The organism is Pseudomonas sp. B424 (assembly GCF_055408345.1).
This window is the reverse complement of sequence record NZ_JBUZTL010000031.1, coordinates 13,632-36,918: the sequence shown is the minus strand read 5'-3', so window position 1 is coordinate 36,918 and position 23,287 is coordinate 13,632. Positions and strand designations below refer to the sequence as shown.

Genomic DNA, 23,287 nt, shown 5'->3' with positions numbered 1-23,287 from the left:
CCGTCGCGCTTCACACCTCCCATGCAAACCAGTTGGTCTAGTTTTATGTTGCACTCTGTAACACGCCTGTAGAATGTCGTTTTTGCAGGCGCACTCAACCGTCATCTGCAGTACGACGGTTCAGTGCGCCTTGTTTGCACCTGATGAGAAAATTTTTTATGTATGACTGGCTGAACGCCCTGCCAAAAGCTGAACTGCACATGCACCTTGAAGGCTCCCTGGAGCCTGAGTTGCTGTTCGCGCTGGCCGAGCGCAACAAGATCGCCCTGCCCTGGAACGACGTTGAAACCTTGCGCAAGGCGTATGCCTTCAACAACCTGCAAGAGTTCCTCGACCTCTATTACAAGGGCGCGGACGTACTGCGCACCTCTCAGGACTTCTACGACCTGACATGGGCCTACCTGTTGCGCTGCAAGGCACAGAACGTCATTCACACCGAACCGTTCTTCGACCCGCAAACCCACACTGACCGCGGCATCCCGTTCGAAGTCGTGCTCAACGGCATCGCCAGCGCACTCAAGGATGGCGAGCAGCAACTGGGCATCACCAGCGGCCTGATCCTGAGCTTCCTGCGCCACTTGAGCGAAGAAGAAGCCGAAAAAACCCTCGACCAGGCACTGCCGTTTCGCGATGCATTTATCGCCGTCGGCCTGGACAGTTCAGAAATGGGCCACCCGCCGAGCAAGTTCCAGCGCGTGTTCGATCGCGCACGCCACGAAGGCTTCCTGACAGTCGCCCACGCAGGCGAAGAAGGCCCGCCGGAATACATCTGGGAAGCCCTCGATCTGCTGAAGATTCAGCGCATAGACCACGGCGTGCGGGCGATTGAAGACGAGCGCCTGATGCAACGCATCATCGACGAGCAAATCCCGTTGACCGTATGCCCGTTGTCCAACACCAAGCTCTGCGTGTTCGATCACATGTCACAGCACAACATTCTCGACATGCTTGAGCGTGGCGTGAAAGTCACGGTCAACTCCGATGACCCGGCTTACTTCGGTGGCTACATGACCGAGAACTTCCACGCGCTGTACACCGACCTGGGCATGACCCAGGACCAGGCCAAACGCCTGGCGCAAAACAGCCTGGATGCACGGTTGATCAGGCCCTGACACCTGCACGCCTCCTGTGGGCGCGGGCCTGCCCGCTCCCACAGAAGGTTCACTGTCTGCCCGGATACAGTTTGCTCAACATCCCACACCGCTCGCTGAGCATGTCGCGCAATAACTTCACCGGTTTGCTCAACTGCGCACGATGCCCACAAAGCAGATTCAACGGCGCCCGTTCACAGGTCAGCTCCGGCAATAACACCTTGAGCCTGCCAGCCTGCACATCCCCCGCCACATCCAGCCACGACTTGTAGGCAATGCCCTCCCCGGCAACCGCCCACAAGCGCACCACATCGGCATCATCACTGAAACGATTGCCACTCACCGTCAGCCCCGGCTCGCGCTTGCCGTCATTGAATTTCCAGTGGTCGTGAACCCGCGTGCCAAGCATGTACAGGAGGCAATTGTGTTGCAGCAACTGTTCGAGCTGACGCGGTTCCCCGTGGCGTGCCAGGTAAGCCGGTGATGCGCACAGCACCCGGCGATTGTCCGGGGCCACCGGCAACGCCACCAGGCTGGAGTCTTCCGGCTCGCCGTAACGCAGGGCAATGTCCACCGGCTGGCGGAACAGGTCGGCTATCCGGTCGCCCAGCAACAATCGCACTGTCAGTTGCGGGTGCTCACGCTGAAACTCGTCGAGCCAGGGCAACAGCAGATTGCGCCCGAAGTCCGACGGTGCAGACAGTTGCAGCACACCGCTGACCTGATCTTGCCCGCGGGCCAGCAGGCGTCGCCCTTCATCAAGGCTGGCCAGTGCCGTACGGGCATATTCAAGAAACCCTTCGCCCTCCGCCGTCAGACGCAAGCTGCGGGTGGAGCGCGCCAGCAGCCGCGCCCCCAACTGCGCCTCTATCCGCTTGAGTGCCGCACTGGCCACCGCAGGCGACAGGTCCATCACCCGCGCGGCTGCCGAAAGGCTGCCCAAATCAGCGGCGCGAACAAACAATTGCAGGTCATCGAAACGCAGCATCCAAAGTTCACTCGGCAATTATCAAAATAATATTGAAAGAGACTGCTGTTTTATCCGGTTTTATCATCCTGCGAAATAGCGAATCATCATCACCAGTTTCTTACCCATCTTCAGGACGTGCCCTATGAAAGCTGTTGCCTATTACCATTCGCTACCGATTCAAGACCCACTGGCCCTGCAAGACATTGAATTGCCTGAGCCGGTGGCCGGCCCCCGCGACCTGCTGGTCGAGGTCAAGGCCGTTTCCGTCAACCCGGTGGACACAAAAGTGCGCCAGAACGCACAGCCTGAAGCAGGCGCGGCCAAAGTGCTGGGCTGGGATGTTGCCGGTGTGGTCAAGGCGGTTGGCAGTGACGTCAGCCTGTTCAAGGTTGGCGACAAGGTGTTTTACGCCGGTTCCATCGCCCGTGCCGGGGGCAACAGCGAGCGTCATGTGGTCGACGAGCGAATCGTTGGTCATATGCCAAAGAGCCTCGATTTCGCCCAGGCAGCAGCGCTGCCGCTGACGGCCATCACCGCGTGGGAACTGCTGTTTGAACGCCTTGGTGTCACCGAAGGCAAAAACGATGAACAACAAAGCCTGCTGATCGTCGGCGCGGCGGGCGGCGTCGGTTCGATCCTGACCCAACTGGCCAGCCAGCTGAGCGCACTCAAGGTGATTGGCAGCGCTTCACGCCCTGAAACCCAGGCCTGGGTCCGCGAGCTGGGCGCCGACATCGTTGTCGACCATAGCCAGCCGTTGAGCGAAGAACTCAAGCGTCACGGCATCAACGCCGTCACCCACGTGACCAGCCTGACCCAGACCGATCAGCATCTGGACCAACTGGTAGAAGCGCTCGCCCCCCAAGGCAAACTGGCTTTGATCGACGATCCCAAGGCGCTGGACATTACCAAGCTCAAGCGCAAGAGCCTCTCGTTGCACTGGGAGTTCATGTACACCCGCTCGCTGTTCGAAACCCCGGACATGATCGAGCAGCATCACCTGCTCAACCGCGTCGCCGAACTGATCGACGCCGGTACCCTGCGCACCACGGTGGGCGAGCACTTTGGCCGCATCAATGCCGCCAACCTGCGCCGCGCCCATGAGCTGCTGGAAAGCGGCAAGGCCAAAGGCAAAATCGTGCTCGAAGGGTTCTGATAAAACGTGCCGGAGGACGGATACGGCCAATGTTCAACCGTCAGTCAGAGACTTGATCCCGGACATATTTGCCAAAGTATTTCGGCATACACTGACCTCCTTTGCGAACCGAAGGAGGCCAGAAATGAAAATCCTGATAAAAGCGTTAGCAAGATCCCGTAACTGCCAATGGCAGGTTCAAATCGATCAGCAGACCGTCAACTTTCGCAGCGAATCCGAGGCCCGCGCCTTTGTGGACACGCTGCAATCGCGCCTGCAAGCGCCCCACATACTCCCCGAGCGCTTGGCCGGCTGAATCAGATCGACTGCTGAGCGGCGATCCGGGCGGTATAAACACGTCGGGTCGCCACCGCGATAGCAACTGCCAACACGCCACACAGGGTAATGACCATTGCCATCGGCATTGCGCTGCCATCGTGCAACACCCCCACCAATGACGCGGCCGCCGCGGCCACACTGAACTGCAAACAGCCGAGCATCGCCGAGGCACTGCCGGCGCGCGCGCCCTGCCCGCTCATGGCACAGGCCGAAGCGTTGGGGATGATGCAACCCAGGCTGGCAATACAGATAAACAGCGGGATCAACAGCGGCCACAGTTGCTCGGTGTGCAGCGCACTGATACCCAACAACACCAGACCTGCCGCCAGATAGACCCACACCGTACGCGCCAGCAAAAAGGCCGGGCCGCGCTTGGCCAGCAAGCGGGCATTAACCTGGGCGACCAGAATAAAGCCCGCGGCGTTGCTGCCAAACAACCAGCCGTAATGCTCGGCAGGAACGCCGTAGAGTTTGATAAAGACAAAGGGTGAACCGGCTATGTAGGCAAACATCCCGGCCATGGCGATCCCCCCGGTGAGGGCATGCCCCAGAAACTCGCGATCCTTGAGCAAACTGCCATATTGGCGCAATGCACCCGACAGCGGTTGGCGCGGCACATTGGCGGGCAAGCTTTCCGGCAGGCCCAATGCCACGGCCAGTGCAGCCAGGGCACTGAAGCCGGTCAGCACGATGAAAATCGACTGCCAGCCATGCAGGTTGACCAGAACACCGCCGAGCATGGGCGCCAGGATCGGGGCTAGCCCCATCACCAGCATCAACTGCGAAAAGACCTTGGCCGAACCCACGGCATCACACTTGTCGCTGACAATTGCCCGCGACAGCACCATGCCTGCGCAACCACCCAATGCCTGAACGAACCGGGCACCGATCAGCCATTCCAGGGTAGGGGCAAATGCACAGGCCGCAGACGCTGCAGTGAACAGGCCAACCCCCACCAGCAGCGGTATGCGCCGCCCGAAACGGTCAGCAATCGGGCCATAAGCCAGCTGGCCGATAGACAAGCCCAAAAAGTAAACCGCCAGGGTGAGCTGAATGTGTTGCTCATCAGTTGCAAAGGCTTGCGCCATCGCCGGGAAGCCCGGCAGATAGAAATCGATCGCCAAAGGGCCGAAGGCACTCAGGGCGCCGAGAATCAAAATTGTTCGAAAGTTCATCAGGTATCCAGATCGGGCTGCGGTTAGCGCAGCCCGATAGTCTAGCCGTGGTTGCAGAACTTGAACATAAAGATAGCTAGCTAATAAATAGCTCGATGCCAAAGACTCTGTGGGATCGGGCTTGCTCGCGACTCAAGCGCCGCAGCCTGGCGCAGCGATACCATCGCAGGCAAGCCAGCTCCCACCATTGACCCTAGTGCGCAGTCCGCGCCTCAAACCCGGCATTGGTGATCACGTCGATGATTTGCAAAGGGGACACCTTGCTGTCCACCTTGACGGTTTTGGTCGCCAGGTCCACTTCGACTTTCGCGTCTTTATCCACAGCCTGCACGGCACGGGTCACCGCGCCAACACAACCGCCACAGGTCATACCATCTACTTTGAACGTTTGCATGATCACGCCTCCTATCTGAGAGATGACGACAGCTTCGACCTTGCCACCGTGGCAAGGTCAAGCCCGTTGTTTTACTCGCTGACTGGCAATCCATCCTCTGCTCGGCCAAGCTGCAAGCCTTGCGATTTAAAACAGGATACCTAGCCATGCGCTGGTCCGCTTTGAGCCTAGTCAGCCTTTTGGGTCTTGCCAGTTTGCCGCTGTGGGCAAATGCCGCCCAGGACTACGGCGTACTGATCATCTCCCGCGAACGCCTTGAAGTACCCACCAGTTGCGAGGTCGGTGTGTATATCGACAATCAACTGGCCGGACGTTTGTTTCAGGAACAGGCGCTGGCCTTCAATTTACCGGCTGCCAGCGTCGATATCCGTCTCAAACTGCTCCCCGGCCAGGCCCCCGGCTGCTTGCCGGGCATGCTCGTACCGCCGGCCCAGCAGTTCTCGCTGAAGGCCGGTGACGTACGCAAGTACCGTATCGCCCTCGGCAAGCAAGGCATGTACCTCATGCCCGCCAGGCTGGAATATTAAACGGGGTCGATGAGCGGCCCGACGCACAGCAAGAGGCCTTGACCTTCCCATGGGGTCAAGGTTGATTCTATGGATAGATAACTTCTTGAGGAGGAATGCTCGTGCCCACCCAATTCGATCTGCCGATTGCCGGCATGACCTGCGCCAGTTGCGCCGGCCGTGTGGAGAAAGCCCTGGCCAAAGTGCCCGGGGTCCGTTCGGTCAGCGTCAATCTGGCCACCGAGCAGGCCCGCGTCGTGGCACCTGCCGATAACCTTCCGGCACTGGTAGAAGCCGTTCAACAGGCGGGCTACAGCGTACCGGCCCATAGCCTGGAACTGGACATCAACGGCATGACCTGCGCCTCTTGCGCGGGCCGGGTCGAAAAAGCCCTGGCCAAAGTGCCCGGGGTCAAAAGCGCCAGCGTCAACCTAGCCAGTGAGCGCGCTCATATAGAGCTGCTCGGCGAGGTCGATACGAACGTGCTGATCAACGCGGTCAGCCAGGCAGGCTATGGCGCCAGCGTTCACCAAAATCAAAAAACCACTCAAGACGATCAACAAAAGCGTCTGCACCGTGAGCGCTGGGCGCTGACCCTGGCCATTATGCTGGCGCTGCCGCTGGTACTGCCGATGCTGCTCGCCCCCTTCGGTGTGCATTGGATGCTCCCGGCCTGGGCGCAGTTTGTGCTCGCCACCCCGGTGCAATTCATCCTCGGCGCGCGTTTTTATGTCGCCGCCTGGAAAGCCGTCAAGGCCGGTGCGGGCAACATGGACTTGCTGGTCGCCCTGGGCACCAGCGCCGGTTATGGCCTAAGTATTTACGAGTGGGTCACCGCAGCGCCCGGCACCATGCCGCATCTGTATTTCGAAGCCTCGGCGGTAGTGATCGCGCTGGTGCTGCTGGGCAAATACCTCGAAAGCCGTGCCAAACGCCAGACCGCCAGCGCCATCCGCGCCCTGGAGGCCCTGCGCCCTGAACGTGCATTGCGCGTAGTCGACGGGCAGGAGCAAGACGTCGCCATCAGCGACCTGCGCCTTAATGATCTGGTACTGGTCAAACCCGGCGAACGCTTCCCGGTCGATGGCGAAGTGGTTGAAGGCCAGAGCCATGCCGACGAAGCCCTGATCAGCGGCGAAAGCCTGCCCGTGCCGAAACAGCCTGGGGATAAAGTCACCGGGGGCGCCATCAATGGCGAGGGCCGACTGGTCATCAAAACCCTGGCCCTTGGCACCGAAACCGTACTGGCACGCATTATCCGCCTGGTCGAAGACGCCCAGGCCGCCAAGGCGCCGATCCAGAAACTGGTGGATAAAGTCAGCCAGGTGTTTGTCCCAGTGGTGCTCCTGATTGCACTCGCCACCCTGCTGGGCTGGTGGTTCTACGGCGCCCCCATCGAAACCGCGCTGATCAACGCCGTGGCGGTATTGGTCATCGCCTGCCCCTGTGCGCTGGGGCTGGCGACACCGACAGCGATCATGGCCGGCACCGGCGTGGCCGCCCGCTACGGAATTCTGATCAAAGACGCCGAAGCCCTCGAACGCGCCCATGAAGTCAGCGCCGTGGTTTTCGACAAAACCGGCACCCTGACCTCCGGCACTCCGCAAATTGCCCACTTCAGCGCCCTCGACGGTGATGAGGCGCAGTTGCTGCAAGCCGCCGGCGCCCTGCAACGCGGCAGCGAACACCCGCTGGCCAAAGCCGTACTGGACGCCTGCACCGCCCGCGATCTGAACGTTCCTGATGTCACGGACAGCCAATCACTCACCGGACGCGGCATTGCCGGCACCCTGGAGGGCCGGCGCCTGGCGCTGGGCAACCGTCGCCTGCTGGAAGAGAGCGGCCTTGGCCCGGGTACGCTGGCCGGGTCCGCCCAGGCCTGGGAAACCGAAGGCCGTACCCTGTCGTGGCTGATCGAGCAAAGCCCGCAACCGCAAGTGCTGGGCCTGTTTGCCTTTGGCGACACGCTCAAGAACGGCGCGTACTCGGCGATCCAGCAGCTCAATGCCCGCCACATCAGCAGCCACTTGTTGACCGGCGATAACCGCGGTAGCGCAAAAGTAGTCGCCGACGCGCTGGGCATCACCGACGTACACGCCGAAGTCCTGCCCGCCGACAAGGCGGCGACCGTGGCCGAGCTGAAAAAAACCGGCGTCGTGGCCATGGTTGGCGACGGCATCAACGACGCCCCGGCGCTGGCAGCGGCCGATATCGGCATCGCCATGGGCGGCGGCACCGACGTGGCCATGCATGCTGCCGGGATCACCCTGATGCGCGGCGACCCGCGACTGGTCCCCGCCGCGCTGGAAATCAGCCGTAAAACCTACGCCAAGATCCGGCAAAACCTGTTTTGGGCCTTTATCTACAACATGATCGGGATTCCGCTGGCCGCCTTCGGCTTTTTGAATCCGGTGCTGGCGGGCGCGGCCATGGCCTTTTCCAGCGTCAGCGTGGTCAGCAACGCGTTGATGCTCAAATTCTGGAAACCCAAGGATCTTGAATGAGGAGCCCCCAGCAATGAATATCGGCCAGGCAGCCAAACACAGCGGCCTGAGCGCCAAGATGATTCGTTATTACGAGTCCATCGGCCTGCTCAAACCCGCACATCGCAGTGACAGCGGCTACCGCCTGTACAGCGACGACGACCTGCACACCCTGGCGTTTATCAAGCGCTCCCGGGATTTGGGGTTTTCGCTGGAAGAAGTGGGCAAGCTGCTGACTCTCTGGCAGGACCGCCAGCGAGCCAGCGGCGATGTCAAAGCCCTGGCCCGTGAGCATATCGAGCAGTTGAATCAAAAAATCCGCGAACTCACCGGCCTGCGCGACACCCTGCAGGAACTGGTCGAAAGCTGCCAGGGCGACCACCGTCCTGACTGCCCTATTCTCAAGGATCTGGAATCGGGTAAATGCTGTAGCCGTGAAGGGCCCCTGAAGCAGCCATAAAAAAATCCGGCCTGGGCCGGATTTTTTTATTCATCGAATCACTGCATCCATGGTGGAGGCGGCTCTTCGGCTTTGCTCGGTGGCGCATCATCCGCAGCCCGTACTGCCTGACGGAATGCTTCGTCCAGACGTGCCGCTTCGATCTCGCGCATTACACCGCCGACATCCGCCAACTCGTCCGGCTCGTCAAACTCGCCGGTCAACACGCTACCAGGGTGCAAGGTGGCCGCTTCGTAAAGCGCCCACATTTCCTTGGCGTACTTGGTGGTCTTGAGCTCCGGCGCAAAACGCCCGAAGTAAGAAGCCATGTTGCCCACATCACGCTCCAGCATGCTGAATGCGTGGTTGTTGCCCGCTGCATCGACTGCTTGCGGCAAGTCGATGATCACCGGGCCGGTCGGGGTCAACAGTACGTTGAACTCGGACAAGTCGCCGTGGACCAGGCCAGTGCACAGCATCAGCACGATCTGCTGAATCAGGAACGCGTGATACTCACGGGCCTGATCCGGCTCCAGCGTCACGTCATTGAGACGCGGCGCGGCATCGCCGTACTCATCCGCCACCAGCTCCATCAACAGCACGCCCTCAAGGAAGTCGAACGGTTTTGGAACCCGGACACCGGCGCCCGCCAGACGAAACAACGCAGCCACTTCAGCGTTCTGCCAGGCATCTTCGGTTTCTTTACGACCGAACTTGGAGCCCTTGGCCATCGCTCGGGCCTGACGGCTGTTACGAACCTTGCGACCCTCCTGATATTCGGCGGCCTGGCGGAAACTTCGTTTGTTAGCCTCCTTATAAACCTTGGCGCATCGCAGCTCATTGCCGCAGCGGACTACGTACACAGCTGCTTCTTTGCCACTCATGAGTGGGCGCAGCACCTCGTCGATCAGACCGTCCTCGATCAGGGGTTCTAAGCGTTTTGGAGTCTTCATCAGCTTTTATTGTGGGTCCTTTATTACCAAACACGCGAATGTCACTCGTTATACGGCAATCCACTCACCACGGGGAGGGGGCAAACGATTTTGCATGATAGACGAGTAACTCGTTTAGAGCACCGACTCAGCAATGACGAAACAACTCGCCCGGGGTAAACCCGAACATTTTCTTGAAGGCGGCAATAAAGGCCGACGTCGAGTCATAACCGCAGGACAACGCGGCGCTGGTCACACTGGCCCCCTCCTCCAGCACCCGCAAAGACGACAGCAAGCGCATGCGCTGACGCCAGCGGCCAAAGCTCAAGCCGGTTTCACGGGTAAACAAACGCATCAGGGTTTTTTCCGACGTACCCAGGCGCTCGGCCCACAGGCTCAAGGTTACGTCTGTATCCGGGCGTTCGATCAGCTCACTGCACAGCGCCAGCAACCGCCCATGACGCGGCAATGGCAGCGAAAACCCGACCTCGGGCAAACTGGCAAGCTGATCGAGCAGCACCTGCACCAGCCGTTGTTCAGGGGTCTGGCCTTCGGGGTACTCCACCGGCAAGTCGCAAAAACGCTTGATCAATTCCCGGGCCAGCGGGGTGACCTCAAGCACGCGACAATGCGGCGGCGCCCACGGACAGTCCTCACGACGCACATACAGACTGCGCATTTCAGCCCGCATCGAGGTGATGACCTCATGTTCCAGCCCGGCCGGAATCCAGATACCCCACTGCGGCGGTGCAAAGAAACTGCCTTCGTCGGTATGCACGCCCAGCACGCCACTGATCGCGTACGAAAACTGCACCCAATCATGCCGATGCCGTGGCGTCCACGAACCCGCCCCCAGGCTTTCGGCCCGGGCATACAGCGCCCGGGGCAAAACATCGAGCACTGGAATCGCACGCTGGAGCCCACGTTGTCCGTTTGGCGGCATTGGTTGGCCTTATATCGCAAGACGTCAGATACATCCGACGTTAGGCTAAGTCATCAATTCTTACAATGTTGCGGTGCCCTCAATGGCTGTGCTCAAACATCTCAAACGAATGGTCACCGACTGGTTTCTGTGCGGCATGCTGCTTGCGACTTTTCTCGCGTATGTGTTTCCACACTTCGGCAGCACCGGCGGCGCCATGCACGCTGAATGGGTAATCAACATCGGTGTGTTTCTGGTGTTCTTCCTGCACGGGGTCAACCTGTCCAGCGAACAGATCAGCCACGGTCTGAGAAACACCCGCCTGCACCTGATGGTTCAAGGCTTCACCTTTATCGTGTTCCCCCTGCTGTGGGTGATCAGCGACAAACTGCTGGGGGCGCATATCCCGCCGCTGCTGATGCTGGGCTTCTTCTACTTGTGCGCCCTGCCCTCGACCATCTCGTCCTCGGTGGCACTGACCGGCAGCGCAGGCGGCAACGTACCGGCGGCGATTCTCAACGCCAGCCTGTCCAGCGTGCTGGGGATTTTTCTCACGCCATTGCTGGTGAGCCTGGTGCTGGGCAGCGGCTCCGGGGGCATTGACCTGGGTTCAACTTTGCTCGACCTGTGCGCCATGCTCTTGCTGCCGCTGGTGCTGGGCCAACTGCTGCGCCCCTGGCTCGGCCGCTTTTTCGCCCGCCACAAGCGCTACACCAACATCGCCGACAAGGTGGTGATTCTGCTGCTGGTCTACGCCGCGTTCTGCAACTCGATGGTGTCGGGCATGTGGCAAGAGCAAGGCACCTCGGTGATTATCAGCGCCTTGATCGGCAGTGCCTTGCTGCTGGCGGTGATCCTGTGGCTGACCACCCGCACCGCCCGCGCCCTGAGGTTCAGCACCAGCGATGAAATTGCCGCGGTGTTCTGCGCCAGCAAGAAATCCCTGGCGGCAGGCGCGCCGATGGCCGCGCTGATCTTCGGCGCCAACCCGGGGCTGGGGCTGATTCTGCTGCCGATCATGATCTACCACCCGCTGCAGCTGATCGTGTGCTCGGTCATGGCGGAAAGCTACGCCACTCGCAATCGCAAAGAGGTTCGGGCCCCAGTGCCCGAATAACGTCTGGAGAGACTTCAACCGTGGGAGCGAGCCTTGGCCGGTAACAGAGTGCCTATGGGGTTCAGCGCTACCGCTCAAGGATTGCCGTCACTCCCTGCCCGCCCGCCGCGCAGATCGAGATCAGCCCTCGCCCTTGCCCGGCGGTGGCGAGCAACTTGGACATGTTGGTGACAATCCGCCCGCCCGTCGCCGCAAACGGATGCCCAACCGCCAGTGAACTGCCCTTGATATTCAGCTTGCTGCGATCAATCGAGCCCAGCGGTGCATCGAGCCCCAATCGGGTTTTGCAGTAGTGCGCATCCTCCCAGGCCTTCAAGGTGCACAACACCTGGGCGGCAAAGGCTTCGTGAATTTCGTAGTAGTCAAAGTCCTGCAAGGTCAGGCCATTACGCGCCAACAACCGTGGGACGGCATACACCGGGGCCATCAGCAGGCCTTCAGCGCCATGCACGAAATCCACCGCTGCCGTTTCTGCATCGCGAAAGTACGCCAACACCGGCAAGCCGCGCTCCCGGGCCCATTCTTCGCTGCCCAGCAACACCACTGACGCGCCATCGGTCAACGGGGTGGAGTTGCCCGCCGTCAGCGTGCCCTTGGCACTGCGCTCGAACACCGGTTTAAGGGCTGCCAGTTTCTCCAGGGTCAGGTCGGCACGCAGGTTGTTGTCGCGGCTCAGGCCCATGAACGGTGTGATCAAGTCATCTTCCCAACCCGCGTGATACGCCGCTGTCAAGGCCTGATGACTGTGCAGGGCAAACTCATCCTGCTCAACCCGGGGGATGTCCCAGGCCTGCGCCATCAACTCGCAGTGCTGGCCCATCGACAGACCGGTGCGCGGCTCGCCATTGCGCGGAAACTCCGGTTTCAGGAAGCCCGGGCGCAATTGCAGCAAGGCTTTGAGCTTGTCCACAGGGGCCTTGGTGCGATTGAACTGCAGCAGCCATTTGCGCAGCCCGTCATTCAGGCCGATCGGCGCATCTGAAGTTGTATCGACACCGCCTGCAATCGCGCAGTCAATCTGCCCCAGGGCTATTTTATTGGCCACCAGCACAACGGCCTCAAGGCCAGTGCCGCACGCTTGCTGCAAGTCATAGGCCGGAGTCTGCGGCGACAAGCGCGAGCCCAGCACGCACTCGCGGGTCAGGCTGAAGTCCCGCGAATCCTTGAGCACGGCCCCGGCCACCACCTCGCCCATGCGCAGCCCATGCAGGTTGTAACGCTCGATCAACCCCTCCAGTGCAGCCGTCAACATCGCCTGATTACTGGCGCTCGCATACGACCCGTTGGAACGGGCAAATGGAATTCGATTACCGCCAATAATGGCAACACGACGCAGACTCATACGATTCCCCCTATTCTCTTTAATCCACTAATCGTTACTAGGGTCTGTTGACGTTTGGTTGTGGCTGCGCCGCTGGGTCACAACCAAACGTCAACAGACCCTAGCGTAGGCCATATCGCTGATAACGAACGACCACGGCATGTTTGTGGTCAACCCTTTGAACCCCATCTGTCGGAGAGTGTTCCATGTCAGACCGTTATATCGACTTCGTCAACTCATCCCTCGGCCAGCGCCTGGTCGGCGCGTTGGGGTTGCCGTCACCGGGCAGACTGGAACGCTGGCAAGCCGGGCGTCTGCGCCCCGTCGAAGGTCCGCTGCTGATTGGCGGCGGCCAGCTGGCTGAACAGGTCAACCGGTTTGCCAGCAAACTCACCGACGCCGTGTTCAGCTATGGCGCCGAACCGTTGATCGCCACGCCATGGATTCCTGGCCAGGGGCCCAAACTCAAGGCCGTGGTCTTCGACGCCAGCACGTTGCTGCACACCGACCAGCTCAAGCAACTGCGCGAATTTTTCCAGCCGCTGCTGCGCAATCTGGAACACAGCGCGCACCTGGTGATTCTGGGCCGCGCACCCGAAACATTAAGTGACCCTTTTGCCGCCAGCGCCCAGCGTGCGCTTGAGGGTTTCAGCCGCTCACTGGCCAAAGAGCTGCGCAACGCCAGCACCCTGCAACTGCTGTATGTCGGCGAAGGGGCCGAAGAGCAACTTGAAGGGGCGCTGCGGTTTTTCCTCTCGCCTAAAAGTGCGTTTATCAGCGGCCAAGTGCTGCGTCTTACAGCCTGCGACGCCCAGGTACAGGACTGGACGCGACCTCTGGCCGGGCGCAAGGCACTGGTCACCGGGGCGGCTCGCGGGATTGGTGCCGCGATCGCCGAAACCTTGGCCCGGGATGGCGCCGAGCTGATCCTGCTCGATGTGCCCTCGGCCAAAAGTGACCTTGATGCGCTGGCCGCACGCCTGGGCGGGCACAGCATCGCGCTGGATATCTGCGCCGCTGACGCCGCCGGGCAACTGATCGGGCAACTGGCCGACGGCGTCGATATCGTGGTTCACAACGCCGGCATCACCCGCGACAAAACCCTGGCCAATATGACGCCCGAGTTCTGGGACGCAGTACTGGCCGTCAACCTCAACGCCCCGCAGGTGCTGACCAAGGCCCTGCTCGACAGCGGCACCCTGCGCGATAACGGCCGGGTGATTCTGCTCGCATCCATCAGCGGCATCGCCGGCAATCGCGGGCAGACCAACTACGCCGCCAGCAAGGCCGGGCTGATTGGCCTGGCCCAGGCCTGGGCACCATTGCTGGGCGAGCGCGGCATCAGCATCAACGCCGTGGCCCCGGGCTTTATCGAAACCCAAATGACTGCGCATATCCCCTTTGCCCTGCGCGAAGCCGGGCGGCGCATGAGCTCATTGGGTCAGGGCGGCCTGCCGCAGGACGTTGCCGAAGCCGTGGCCTGGCTCAGTCAACCGGGCTCGGGCGCCGTCAGCGGGCAAGCGCTGCGAGTGTGCGGGCAAAGTATTTTGGGAGCATGAACCATGACCACACAGTGGCTTGACCGCGACACCCCCCCGAACTTGCCCGCGCTCTATGCTCACGCCGCGGCCCGACGCAAAATCACCGGCAGCACCTTGCCGGAACAGGGCTTGCGCTGCCAGGTCGAGGTTGAGGCCAAGCCACTGGCGGCTTTCAGGGATGCATGCGAGCTGGTGCCGAGCCCATTGCTGCCGCCTACTTATCCCCATGTCCTGGCCTTCGGGCTGCAAATGCAATTACTGACGGGCAAGGAGTTCCCTTTCCCGCTGCTCGGGTTGATCCATCTGACTAACCGGATTCGGATACTGCGCCCCATGGGGGGCGTGACGCAGCTGCGCATCGGGGTGTTTGTGCACAACCTGCAAAAACACGCCAAGGGAGCCACCTTTGAGATGGTCACCCGGGTGGACGATCTGCTCGGCCCGCTGTGGGAGGCTGAAAGCACGCTGCTGTGCAAAGGCGTCGAACTACCGGGGCCGGTGTCCGAGCCCCCGTCGCCTGCGCCGGTTGCGCTGAACGAACTGACCCGCTGGTATGCCCCGGCCGGCATTGGCCGCCAGTACGCCAGAGTGTCAGGCGACTACAACCCTATCCACCTCAGTGCTGCCAGCGCCAGGCTGTTTGGCCTGCCCAGTGCCATCGCCCACGGCCTGTGGATAAAAGCCCGCGCCCTCGCGGCCCTGACTTCGCACCTGCCGGCCGCCAATGTCGAGGTTTTCGTGGCCTTTAAAAAGCCGGTACGCCTGCCCGGCGAAGTGATCCTGCTGGCCAGCGCGCCGGGCTCCAGCGGCGACTTTCAAGTTAACGGGCCGGGCGATCTCGTCCACCTCATCGGCAACTGGCGACCGATCTGCTGAACCGACACGCCCCCTGTAGCCGCTGAGGAGCGCAGCGAGGCTGCGGCTACAACGTATTGCGTGCCAGACCCGCATGAGTTCTATGCCTTTCACTTGCACCAATGCCCGTTCAGTCGCAAGCTTTGCGCCTTCTGGAGAGCACGCCCGCAATGAATCTTGATGAACTGACCCAGCGCATGCATCGCATCCGCGATAACAACGACTGGAAGCAATTCCACAGCCCGAAAAACCTGGCCATGGCTGCCAGTGTCGAGATGGCCGAACTGGTGGAAATCTTTCAGTGGTTGAGCGAAGACCAATCCCGCCAGCTCCCCGCCGACAAACTCGCCCACGCCGGGCAGGAAGTGGGCGATATCGTGCTGTATCTCGTGTTGCTGTGCGCCGAACTGGGCCTGGACATGAACGACGTAGTGCGCAACAAACTGGCCGACAATGAAAGGCGTTTCAGCAAATGAGTGACCGTCACTTCGACCAACTGGCCACCCGCTTCGCCGAGAAGATCTACGGCGGCGCCAAGGGTGCCATTCGTCTGGCCGTGCTTCAGGCCGACCTCAAGGAATCATTGCCACAACGCCCGTTGCGGGTGCTGGATATCGGTGCCGGGCTGGGCCATATGTCTTTGTGGCTGGCACAGCAGGGGCACGACGTGACCCTGGCAGAACCGGCCGCGCCGATGCTGGAAGGTGCCCGCCAGCGCTTTGCCGAGGCAGGCCAGACGGCCACCTTTATCCAGGCACCCTGGCAGGAATTGCTGGGCCAGCTGACCGAGCCCTATGACCTGGTGCTGTGCCACGCCGTGCTGGAATGGCTGGCCGAGCCCCACGCGATCCTGCCGGTGCTGCATCAACTGACCGCCAAAAACGGCTGGTTGTCCCTGGCGTTTTACAACCGCGACGCGCTGATCTATCGCAACCTGCTCAAGGGCCACTTCCGCAAGATGCGCAAGAACGACATGGCCGGCGAAAAGCAGAGCCTCACCCCGCAACAGCCCCTGGACCCGCGGGAACTGGCCACGGCCATGGAAGGCCTGTGGCAGGTCGAAACCCGGAGCGGCGTGCGGGTGTTTCACGACTACATGCCAGTGGAGTTTCAGGCTCGTGTCGAACTTGAAGCACTGGTTGAAATGGAACTGGCCCACCGTCGCCATCCTGCCTTTGCCGGGTTGGGACGTTACCTGCATTGGGTGTGCCGCCCGGTTTAAATCGCCCTGCGGGGGAGAACATCATGTATCGCCGCGTTGCCTTAATCGTTCTAAGCCTGGGGCTGGGCGCCTGCCAAAGCCCCAACCCTTACACCCCAAGCGCCATGCCGATGCCACCGGCCCCGGCACAGGCGGCCAACACCCTGGATTTGAGTGCCTACCCGGCACCGCCACGGGACTACGGGCGCTACCAGAGCTGGGCCTGGCTCAACAATCGCCTGCCGGTGGGCACCGCCTGGGCCGACTCGGCACAAATCGCCGAAGCCGTGAGCAATGCCCTGGACCAGCGCGGTTTACGCCCGGTACAGCCCGACCGTCCGGCTGATCTGTGGGTCAGTGCTGATTTGCATACCGAAAAACGCTTGCGCCAGGTACAGGACGACTATGGTTATGGAGCAGGCTATGGAAGCGGCTACGGCCGTTACGGCAACCAGTACGGAATGTATAACTCTGTACCCGTGGTACGCACATACGAGGTTGAAGTCATGGTGGTTCGACTCAACCTGTATGACGGCAAGACCGGCCAACCGGTGTGGAGCTCAAGTGCAGAAACCAGCAGTAAAGGCAGCCTGAGCGAACGCAGTGACGCCCTGCGCGAATCACTGAACAAGGCGGTGCAGGCTTATCCTCCTCATTAAGCCTCGATATTGAAGTGGAGCAATCATCATGCTACGTCGCATTGCATTACTGGGTCTGGCCCTGATGCTCAGTGCCTGCGAAACCATGCAGGTCACTCACGACTACAACCCGGCTGTCGATTTTGCCAAGTTCCAGTCCTGGGCCTGGAAAGACCCTGCCGTGCAGTATCAGCCCAATAATCCGATGCTCAGAAGCGACCTGACCGAGCAGCGGATCATCCAGGCCGTGGGCAGCCAGCTGGACCAGCGCGGCTTGCGCCCGGTAGCAGCAGGCAGCAAGCCGGACTTGCTGGTGCAAGCCTGGCTGATCGTGGCCAACCGTCAGGAGCAGGTGGTCACCCACTACGGCTACGGCGGCCCCTGGGGCGGACCATGGGGTGGTTATGGGGCTGGCCCGTGGGAAGGCTACTGGGGCGCACCTATGTATAACGAAACCCGCAACGTGGTCTATCAGGTGGGCACATTGCAGATCGACCTGAGCGATGCCAAAACCGGCAGGCTGGTATGGCGCGGCAGTGCCGAGAAAGTCGTCGACAGCAGCCCGACGCCCGCAGAGCGCAGCGCAGCAATCCACGAAGCGGTGACCAAAATCCTGAGTACTTATCCACCCAAGTAAGTTGCACATCACCACTTGCTCACGATGTATATAAGTAAGTTCGTATTAATACTTTCGTGAGCAAGTTGGTATTTACATTAAGTTTTCGTTCATTAATCGACGGCTTTTGATCGGTCGCTCACAACGCGCCTATAAAACTGGCAACTGGCCAGCGCACTGAGCACTTCTTGACTACACTCGCTTGAACTTTGGAGAGTTAGCGCTGGGCAATGTCCAGCATCAGGAGTGCTCGATGTCTCCCCAACTACGCGGTATTGGTTTCAATGGTCCCCGGCAACAGCGTGGCGCAATCGGTTTGATGGCCGCCGTGACCCTGGGCATGGTGCTGCTGTTCATGTTGCTGGTGGTCGACAGCGGGCGCCTGTACCTGGAGCAGCGCAAATTGCAGCGCGTGGCGGACATGGCAGTGCTGGAGGCGGTGAGTTTGGGGGGTACCTGTGGCAGCACCAAGACAGCCGCCGGCTTCGCCAACCAAAACGCTACCCGCAACAACTTCAAGCCTGGTGGCGTGCAACAGGTCAGTACTACATGTGGATCGCTCAAGACCGGAAACGACCAGGTGCGCGTCTTCACCGAAGACTTGAGCAAATCCGATGCTATCCGCGTAATAGCCACTACCACCGTCCTCACCAGCGTGGCGGGGGGATTGGTGAGCATGTTTTCCAAAAGTGGGTTTACCCCTAATACCCAATTAACGGCGAGTGCAGTGGGGAGCAATGGTGGGGCGCCGTTGGCGCAGTTGACGATTCGAAATACAACGCTCGCCATTGATACCAGCAAATCGAAAATCTTGAGCTCGTTGTTTGGAGGACTGCTTGGCGGAAACGTGGCTATTGATGCAGCGGGATGGAACGGTCTACTAAACACTCAAGTCAATCTACTCTCTTATTTAAACCAACTGAAAATCGACTTGACGCTTAACGCGGGAGGTTACGACGAAGTCTTAAACTCCAACATCGCTGTCGGCCAACTAATACAGTCCACCATCAAACTACTGGACCCAAACAACACACTCGGCGCAACGGCGACAATAGTAAGTCTGAACGCTTTAAAATTAGCTGCCGGTAAAACAACTGTAGTTCTCGGGAAGATTTTAAACGTACAAAGCAGCACACCGAGCTCCGCATTAAATGTCAACATGAACTTATTTGACCTAATTAGTGGGTATGTACAACTCGCCAATAAAACCAATGGCCTGGTTGCGAATTTCCCTATCGATCTAGGGCTTACAAAAATCACCGCACGGATTCAAGTTCTTGAGCCCCCCCAGCTTTCAGCTATAGGAAACCCAGCACTGGCTATACTAGAACCCAAAACTGGCCCTCATAGTATTTATGTTAAAACAGCACAAATACGTACTGTAGTCTCCGTCGACCTTCCAGTTCTATCATTAGTACAAAAATTGGTGGATGCGGTAACATCATTAGGTTCTGCGCTTGTGGACACCCTAAAAAACCTTTTAGGCTTGAATATAGTCGGCGCGCTTGAGTCTCTTAGCTGCGTACTTGGAGCCAAGTGCACATCCCCGTCATTGTTATTACTTAACAATACTATCGACATCTACATTGATGCTCCCAGCGCAGAAAGCTATGTCACCGGTTATAGCTGCGCCAGTGAGGCCACTAAAACTTTAACAGCTACTACTAATACATCCTTAGTAAACATCAAACTTGGCATCATAAATAAGTCCCAGGCATTCCCCGGCAGCACCACCAACCCCCAACCGCTAGCTGTCGCGCCACTTCCAGTAGTCGACATAGGTACAATTGCCTGTGGAACGCCTCTGCTTCCCCTTTTCTCACCAAGAATATGCGATCCCCGGATACCATCTATAGGCGGAGGCATAGGTATAAGCCTCGATACCAGTGTCGGAGCAAACATGAAACAGCCCTACACTTATGGGCCTACAAATTTGTTACCGGTAGGGCAAACACCACTGCCTCACACTTACTCCACTAACGGAATAGTCACGAGCCTCGGCAATACATTACATGGAATAAAAGTTCATATTTACCAACCCGTGCAAAACAACATCCTTGGTGTACTAATGGGGGCTCTGGACGGCTTGCTTACAACCGTTACCCCAATACTGATCAGCACCATCAACACCGTACTGGGGCCTGTGCTCGACAGAATTATTGACACATTACTCTTGGCTCTGGGGATAGATTTAAACCAGGTTGTTGTCGGCGCCAACCTCTCCTGCAACCAAGGCGGTCGCGCCCAACTGGTGATGTAACCCCACTGTGGGAGCGGGCTTGCTCGCGATTCAGGCACCTCGGTACAGCTGATACACCGAGGTGATGCAATCGCGAGCAAGCCCGCTCCCACACAGGTGTGGTTTAAACCTCAACCACCGGCAACTCCACACAAAACCGGGCGCCGTGCCCGGTGTTGCTCACGCTTAGCCGCCCACCCATGTTGTCGATAATCCCGTAGCTCACGGACAACCCCAAACCAGTGCCCAAACCGATGGGCTTGGTGGTGAAGAACGGTTCGAAGATCCGCTCCAGCAGGCGCGGGTCGATGCCGCCTCCGTTGTCGTCCACTTTAAGCCGCACACTCTGGGCATCGGACTCGACACTCAGGGCAATCCAGGGCTCAAAGTCACGGTCGGTTTCGCGTTTGCTCATCAGCGCATCACGGGCGTTGACCATCAGGTTGATCAACACTTGTTCAAGCTGGTCCACATGGCCACGCACTTGTACATCGCACGCCTGACCCTCGCTGCGCAGCTCCACACCTTTACCGCGCAACCCTTCTCCAAGCAGGGCCAAAGTGCCCTCCAGCGCCTGCACCGGGTTGAACACTTGCTGCTCGATCTCCGAACGCCGACCGAACACGCGCAAGTGGTCGACCACCCGCGCCGCACGCTGGATTTGCCCGTCGATGCGGGTGAGTTTGTCTTGCAGGTAATCGATCTGCACATCGCCGTTGCTCAGGCGTTTGAGCACATTGACGATGGCCATGCGCATCACGTTCAGCGGCTGGTTGATTTCGTGGGCCAGCCCCGTGGCCATTTCGCCAAGGGTGGCCATTTTCGCGCTGTGGGTCAGTTGCTGCTGCGAGCGGCGCACCTCGGTGTTGTCGCGGCCCACGGCCTGCACTTCCAGCAAGTTGCCCTGCTCGTCGAAGATGCCCCGGTCCGACCACACCCACCAGGCATATTCACGACCCGGCAGTTGCAGGCTGATTTCAGCGGAGCTGACCGGCGCTTCCGGGGTCAAGCCCGCAATGCGCTGCACAAAGGCCTCACGCTGTTCGCTGGACAGCCAGCTGCTCAGGTTGATCCCCGGCAGTTGCGCGGTCGTGCACTCCAGATAGCTGGCCAGCGGCTGGTTGCCAAAGGTCAGGGTCAGGTCAGGCAGGTAACGGCAAATCATGGCAGGCGAGTCTTCAACCAGAATCCGGTAACGCTCTTCACTGTTTTTGACTCGCTCGGCCGCTTCGGTCGCATCGCTGATGTCCAGCCACAACCCGACTACTTCAACGGGCAAGCCCAGGTCGTCGCGCAACAGCTTGGCCTCATCCAGCAACCAGTGATAATCGCCGCGTCGATCACGCAGGCGATACCGGCTGCGGGCGCTGCCTTCGCGCAGCAACTGGCGCGTGCGTTCAAAATACTGCTCCCGGTCTTCGGGATGGACCCACTCGATCAAGGTCGCGCTCGTGCACTCTTCCAATGTCCAGCCCAGCAAAGGCTTGAGGCTGTCACTGAAGAATGCAGGCTGCAGCGCACCTTCGACATAGCGCTGCACGTAGATCACCGCAGGCGAACTGGCTATCAGGTTGTCCAGCCGGGCATGGGCGGCAGCGATTTGCTGCTGTTGATTCTTGATGTCGCTGACATCCAGCATGAAGCCCACGATTCGCCGCCGGGGGCCGGTCCCCAGCACCTGCCCCTGAATCCGGTACCACTGGGCAGGCTGCGCGCTCTGAGGTTGATGCACCCGCGCGAACAGCAACAGAGCCTTGCCATGCTCCAGCAGCTCATTGAAACGACCGCTGAGCTCATCCCGATCAGCTGGATGGAACAGCGCCAGCCAGGCCTCGCGGGTCAGCAGCTGTGACCCGGCTGTCGCCGTCAGGTGCGTGGCCAGTTGCGGGGCCAGTTGCAACAGTTCGTTGGTGGTTGACCACTCCCACCAGCCCGTGCCCAGCAAGACTTGCAGGGCTTCCATGCGTTCGCGCTGTTGCAGATGCTGCTGTTCGCGCAAGCGATCCAGCAGTGGTCCGGCCAACGCAGCGCACACTTGCAACCAGTCGCTGTCGCTCATCTGCGGCCCGTGCAGGGAGGCCGGGTAAAACCCCAGCATCAGCCACGCACACAGCCCTTGCTGGTCGCTGTACGGCACCAGCACGCCGTCGGCATTGCCAAACAGGTCGTTGAGCCGGGGGTTGGCACCGCGCTCTACACGCTGGGGCACCGACCCGCCGAGCGGGTCGAGCAGGCTGCCGAGGTTCTGCTCAAGCGTCCAGAGTTTGGGGGCATCAAACGCATGGAAGGTGCTGTGCATGTACCAGCCGGACTGCGCATCATCGCGCACGGCCAGCGCCATGCAGGGCACGCGCCCGTGCTGGGCCACGCTGCGTAACGCTTCGTGCATCACTTCAGGCAAGCGCGCCGCACTGCACTGGCGCAATTGCTCACTCAGGCCGAGGGTCAGTTGCGTGCAGCGCTCGCGAGCGCGGGCCTGCTGGCTGCCCTGGCGCAGGTCGCTGATATCCAGCAGCTGCAAAAGCCAGCCGTCACCCTGTGGCTGAACCCAACCCCGGGTATGCACCACGCGCAGGCCCGCGCACTGGAAATCCAGGTCAAGGCTGTGGCCCACCCAGTCAGCCGGTACGCCTTCGAGCGCCAGCGTGCTGCCCGGCACCATATAGCTCAGCAGCAGGCGCGGTGAGCCGTCGCCGCTCGAACGCGCCAGACCGTAACGCTGCAGGCCGTGAATGTCCGTGACGTAGCCTTGTTGATCGAGCATCAACTGGATGCCCGCATTGGTATGCAATTGCGGATCTGTGGATTCAGGCAAGCGATTGTCGGTCCGTCCCAATAATCGCCCGAACAGCCCTTCATTAGGGGACAAGTTGCGCACTCGACTGGGCCGTCAGATTGGTCGGCAAGTTAGGCACGGTAATGGTGCCCAATTTGAGCACCGGCATGATTGAGGTCAAGGCCGTGGCTGGCAGCGAGACGCTGGCAGTCAGCACTTTGGTGGTGGTGTTGTATGTCGCGCTCGGCATCAAATTCCCTTTCACTGCGGAGGGCACCCAGCTCAGCTTCTCGTTCAGTACTTTCTTGGCCAGCGTTTCCACCGCCCCCTGATAATCGGTCGCCGTCGGGTCCACCGCCATGCTGCGGCGGACCGCTTCGGACGTCGCGTTATTGAATGACTGCATCAGCAACAGCGGCAGGCTGTAGCTGATCACGCCGTAGAGCACCGCAAAAAAAATCACAAACACCAGTGCGAACTCAATCGCCGCGGCGCCTTTCTGCTTTTTTGGAAGTATTGCTTTCATGGCTGCGTCTACCCTGACAATCGACAGTAATATCATCATAGAATCATTGGTAAAAAAGGGACGTTAATTAC

The 23,287-nt window shown here is 60.0% G+C and carries 22 protein-coding genes; 14 read left to right on the top strand and 8 right to left on the bottom strand.

Annotation, left to right across the window (positions count from 1 at the left end):
* Positions 1-158: 158 nt before the first annotated feature.
* Complete coding sequence (locus tag ACZRMS_RS23565; protein ID WP_463997314.1) at positions 159-1,112, top strand: adenosine deaminase; 954 nt, start codon at positions 159-161, stop codon at positions 1,110-1,112.
* Positions 1,113-1,161: 49 nt separating this feature from the next.
* Here the strand turns inward: ACZRMS_RS23565 and ACZRMS_RS23560 are convergent, their stop codons facing one another.
* Positions 1,162-2,079 (bottom strand): LysR family transcriptional regulator, encoded by a 918-nt coding sequence (locus tag ACZRMS_RS23560; protein ID WP_463997313.1) that lies wholly within the window; start codon positions 2,077-2,079, stop codon positions 1,162-1,164.
* Positions 2,080-2,203: 124 nt separating this feature from the next.
* Between ACZRMS_RS23560 and ACZRMS_RS23555 the strand changes: the two genes are divergently transcribed.
* Complete coding sequence (locus ACZRMS_RS23555) at positions 2,204-3,217, top strand: zinc-binding alcohol dehydrogenase family protein (RefSeq protein WP_463997312.1); 1,014 nt, start codon at positions 2,204-2,206, stop codon at positions 3,215-3,217.
* Between the two features lie 124 nt (positions 3,218-3,341).
* Positions 3,342-3,512, top strand: a complete 171-nt coding sequence (locus ACZRMS_RS23550) for a hypothetical protein (protein ID WP_463997311.1) — start codon at positions 3,342-3,344, stop codon at positions 3,510-3,512.
* 1 nt (position 3,513) lies between these two features.
* On the opposite strand, the gene ACZRMS_RS23545 is transcribed toward ACZRMS_RS23550, so the two are convergent.
* Together ACZRMS_RS23545 and ACZRMS_RS23540 are read right to left on the bottom strand one after the other, a co-directional pair.
* The gene (locus ACZRMS_RS23545) at positions 3,514-4,710 is read right to left on the bottom strand and encodes a multidrug effflux MFS transporter (protein ID WP_463997310.1); all 1,197 of its coding nucleotides are present in this window, start codon (positions 4,708-4,710) and stop codon (positions 3,514-3,516) included.
* 193 nt (positions 4,711-4,903) lie between these two features.
* Positions 4,904-5,104, bottom strand: coding sequence for a heavy-metal-associated domain-containing protein (locus tag ACZRMS_RS23540; RefSeq protein ID WP_048360213.1), 201 nt, complete (start codon positions 5,102-5,104; stop codon positions 4,904-4,906).
* Positions 5,105-5,250: 146 nt separating this feature from the next.
* On the opposite strand from ACZRMS_RS23540, the gene ACZRMS_RS23535 reads away from it, so the two are divergent.
* The 3 genes from ACZRMS_RS23535 to cueR all read left to right on the top strand — a co-directional run bounded on the left by ACZRMS_RS23535 (position 5,251) and on the right by cueR (position 8,553).
* Complete coding sequence (locus tag ACZRMS_RS23535) at positions 5,251-5,631, top strand: hypothetical protein (protein WP_463997309.1); 381 nt, start codon at positions 5,251-5,253, stop codon at positions 5,629-5,631.
* A 95-nt stretch (positions 5,632-5,726) separates the two neighbouring features.
* A complete protein-coding gene (locus ACZRMS_RS23530; protein ID WP_463997308.1) occupies positions 5,727-8,114 on the top strand; it encodes a heavy metal translocating P-type ATPase in 2,388 nt (795 codons plus the stop codon).
* A 13-nt stretch (positions 8,115-8,127) separates the two neighbouring features.
* Positions 8,128-8,553, top strand: a complete 426-nt coding sequence (cueR, locus tag ACZRMS_RS23525) for a Cu(I)-responsive transcriptional regulator (protein WP_463997307.1) — start codon at positions 8,128-8,130, stop codon at positions 8,551-8,553.
* Between the two features lie 38 nt (positions 8,554-8,591).
* Here the strand turns inward: cueR and ACZRMS_RS23520 are convergent, their stop codons facing one another.
* Both ACZRMS_RS23520 and ACZRMS_RS23515 read right to left on the bottom strand, forming a co-directional pair.
* On the bottom strand, positions 8,592-9,485 hold the full coding sequence (locus tag ACZRMS_RS23520) for a PA4780 family RIO1-like protein kinase (RefSeq protein ID WP_463997306.1): 894 nt from the start codon (positions 9,483-9,485) through the stop codon (positions 8,592-8,594).
* A gap of 127 nt (positions 9,486-9,612) precedes the next feature.
* Positions 9,613-10,407, bottom strand: a complete 795-nt coding sequence (locus ACZRMS_RS23515; RefSeq protein ID WP_463997305.1) for an AraC family transcriptional regulator — start codon at positions 10,405-10,407, stop codon at positions 9,613-9,615.
* Positions 10,408-10,489: 82 nt separating this feature from the next.
* Between ACZRMS_RS23515 and ACZRMS_RS23510 the strand changes: the two genes are divergently transcribed.
* Positions 10,490-11,503 (top strand): bile acid:sodium symporter family protein, encoded by a 1,014-nt coding sequence (locus tag ACZRMS_RS23510; protein ID WP_463997304.1) that lies wholly within the window; start codon positions 10,490-10,492, stop codon positions 11,501-11,503.
* 67 nt (positions 11,504-11,570) lie between these two features.
* Here ACZRMS_RS23510 and ACZRMS_RS23505 read toward each other — a convergent pair whose 3' ends face one another.
* Positions 11,571-12,845 carry an acetyl-CoA C-acetyltransferase gene (locus ACZRMS_RS23505; RefSeq protein WP_463997303.1) on the bottom strand — a complete coding sequence of 425 codons (1,275 nt, stop codon included), beginning with the start codon at positions 12,843-12,845 and terminating at the stop codon, positions 11,571-11,573.
* 185 nt (positions 12,846-13,030) lie between these two features.
* Here ACZRMS_RS23505 and ACZRMS_RS23500 point away from each other — a divergent pair, with 185 nt between their 5' ends.
* From ACZRMS_RS23500 to ACZRMS_RS23470, 7 genes are all read left to right on the top strand, one after another.
* Positions 13,031-14,383, top strand: coding sequence for a 3-oxoacyl-ACP reductase (locus tag ACZRMS_RS23500; RefSeq protein WP_463997302.1), 1,353 nt, complete (start codon positions 13,031-13,033; stop codon positions 14,381-14,383).
* 3 nt (positions 14,384-14,386) lie between these two features.
* Positions 14,387-15,241 carry a MaoC family dehydratase gene (locus ACZRMS_RS23495; protein WP_463997301.1) on the top strand — a complete coding sequence of 285 codons (855 nt, stop codon included), beginning with the start codon at positions 14,387-14,389 and terminating at the stop codon, positions 15,239-15,241.
* A gap of 149 nt (positions 15,242-15,390) precedes the next feature.
* Complete coding sequence (locus ACZRMS_RS23490; protein ID WP_463947599.1) at positions 15,391-15,696, top strand: nucleotide pyrophosphohydrolase; 306 nt, start codon at positions 15,391-15,393, stop codon at positions 15,694-15,696.
* On the top strand, positions 15,693-16,442 hold the full coding sequence (locus ACZRMS_RS23485) for a methyltransferase domain-containing protein (RefSeq protein ID WP_463997300.1): 750 nt from the start codon (positions 15,693-15,695) through the stop codon (positions 16,440-16,442). The genes ACZRMS_RS23490 and ACZRMS_RS23485 overlap by 4 nt, the downstream gene beginning before the upstream one ends.
* 23 nt (positions 16,443-16,465) lie before the next feature.
* A complete protein-coding gene (locus tag ACZRMS_RS23480; RefSeq protein ID WP_463997299.1) occupies positions 16,466-17,080 on the top strand; it encodes a DUF4136 domain-containing protein in 615 nt (204 codons plus the stop codon).
* A 28-nt stretch (positions 17,081-17,108) separates the two neighbouring features.
* The gene (locus tag ACZRMS_RS23475) at positions 17,109-17,696 is read left to right on the top strand and encodes a DUF4136 domain-containing protein (protein ID WP_463997298.1); all 588 of its coding nucleotides are present in this window, start codon (positions 17,109-17,111) and stop codon (positions 17,694-17,696) included.
* Positions 17,697-17,928: 232 nt separating this feature from the next.
* Positions 17,929-19,935, top strand: a complete 2,007-nt coding sequence (locus ACZRMS_RS23470) for a pilus assembly protein TadG-related protein (protein WP_463997297.1) — start codon at positions 17,929-17,931, stop codon at positions 19,933-19,935.
* Between the two features lie 103 nt (positions 19,936-20,038).
* Here ACZRMS_RS23470 and ACZRMS_RS23465 read toward each other — a convergent pair whose 3' ends face one another.
* The gene (locus ACZRMS_RS23465; protein WP_463997296.1) at positions 20,039-22,783 is read right to left on the bottom strand and encodes a PAS domain-containing sensor histidine kinase; all 2,745 of its coding nucleotides are present in this window, start codon (positions 22,781-22,783) and stop codon (positions 20,039-20,041) included.
* On the bottom strand, positions 22,773-23,216 hold the full coding sequence (locus ACZRMS_RS23460) for a TadE/TadG family type IV pilus assembly protein (RefSeq protein WP_463997295.1): 444 nt from the start codon (positions 23,214-23,216) through the stop codon (positions 22,773-22,775). Before ACZRMS_RS23460 ends, ACZRMS_RS23465 begins: the two co-directional genes overlap by 11 nt.
* Positions 23,217-23,287 lie beyond the last annotated feature (71 nt).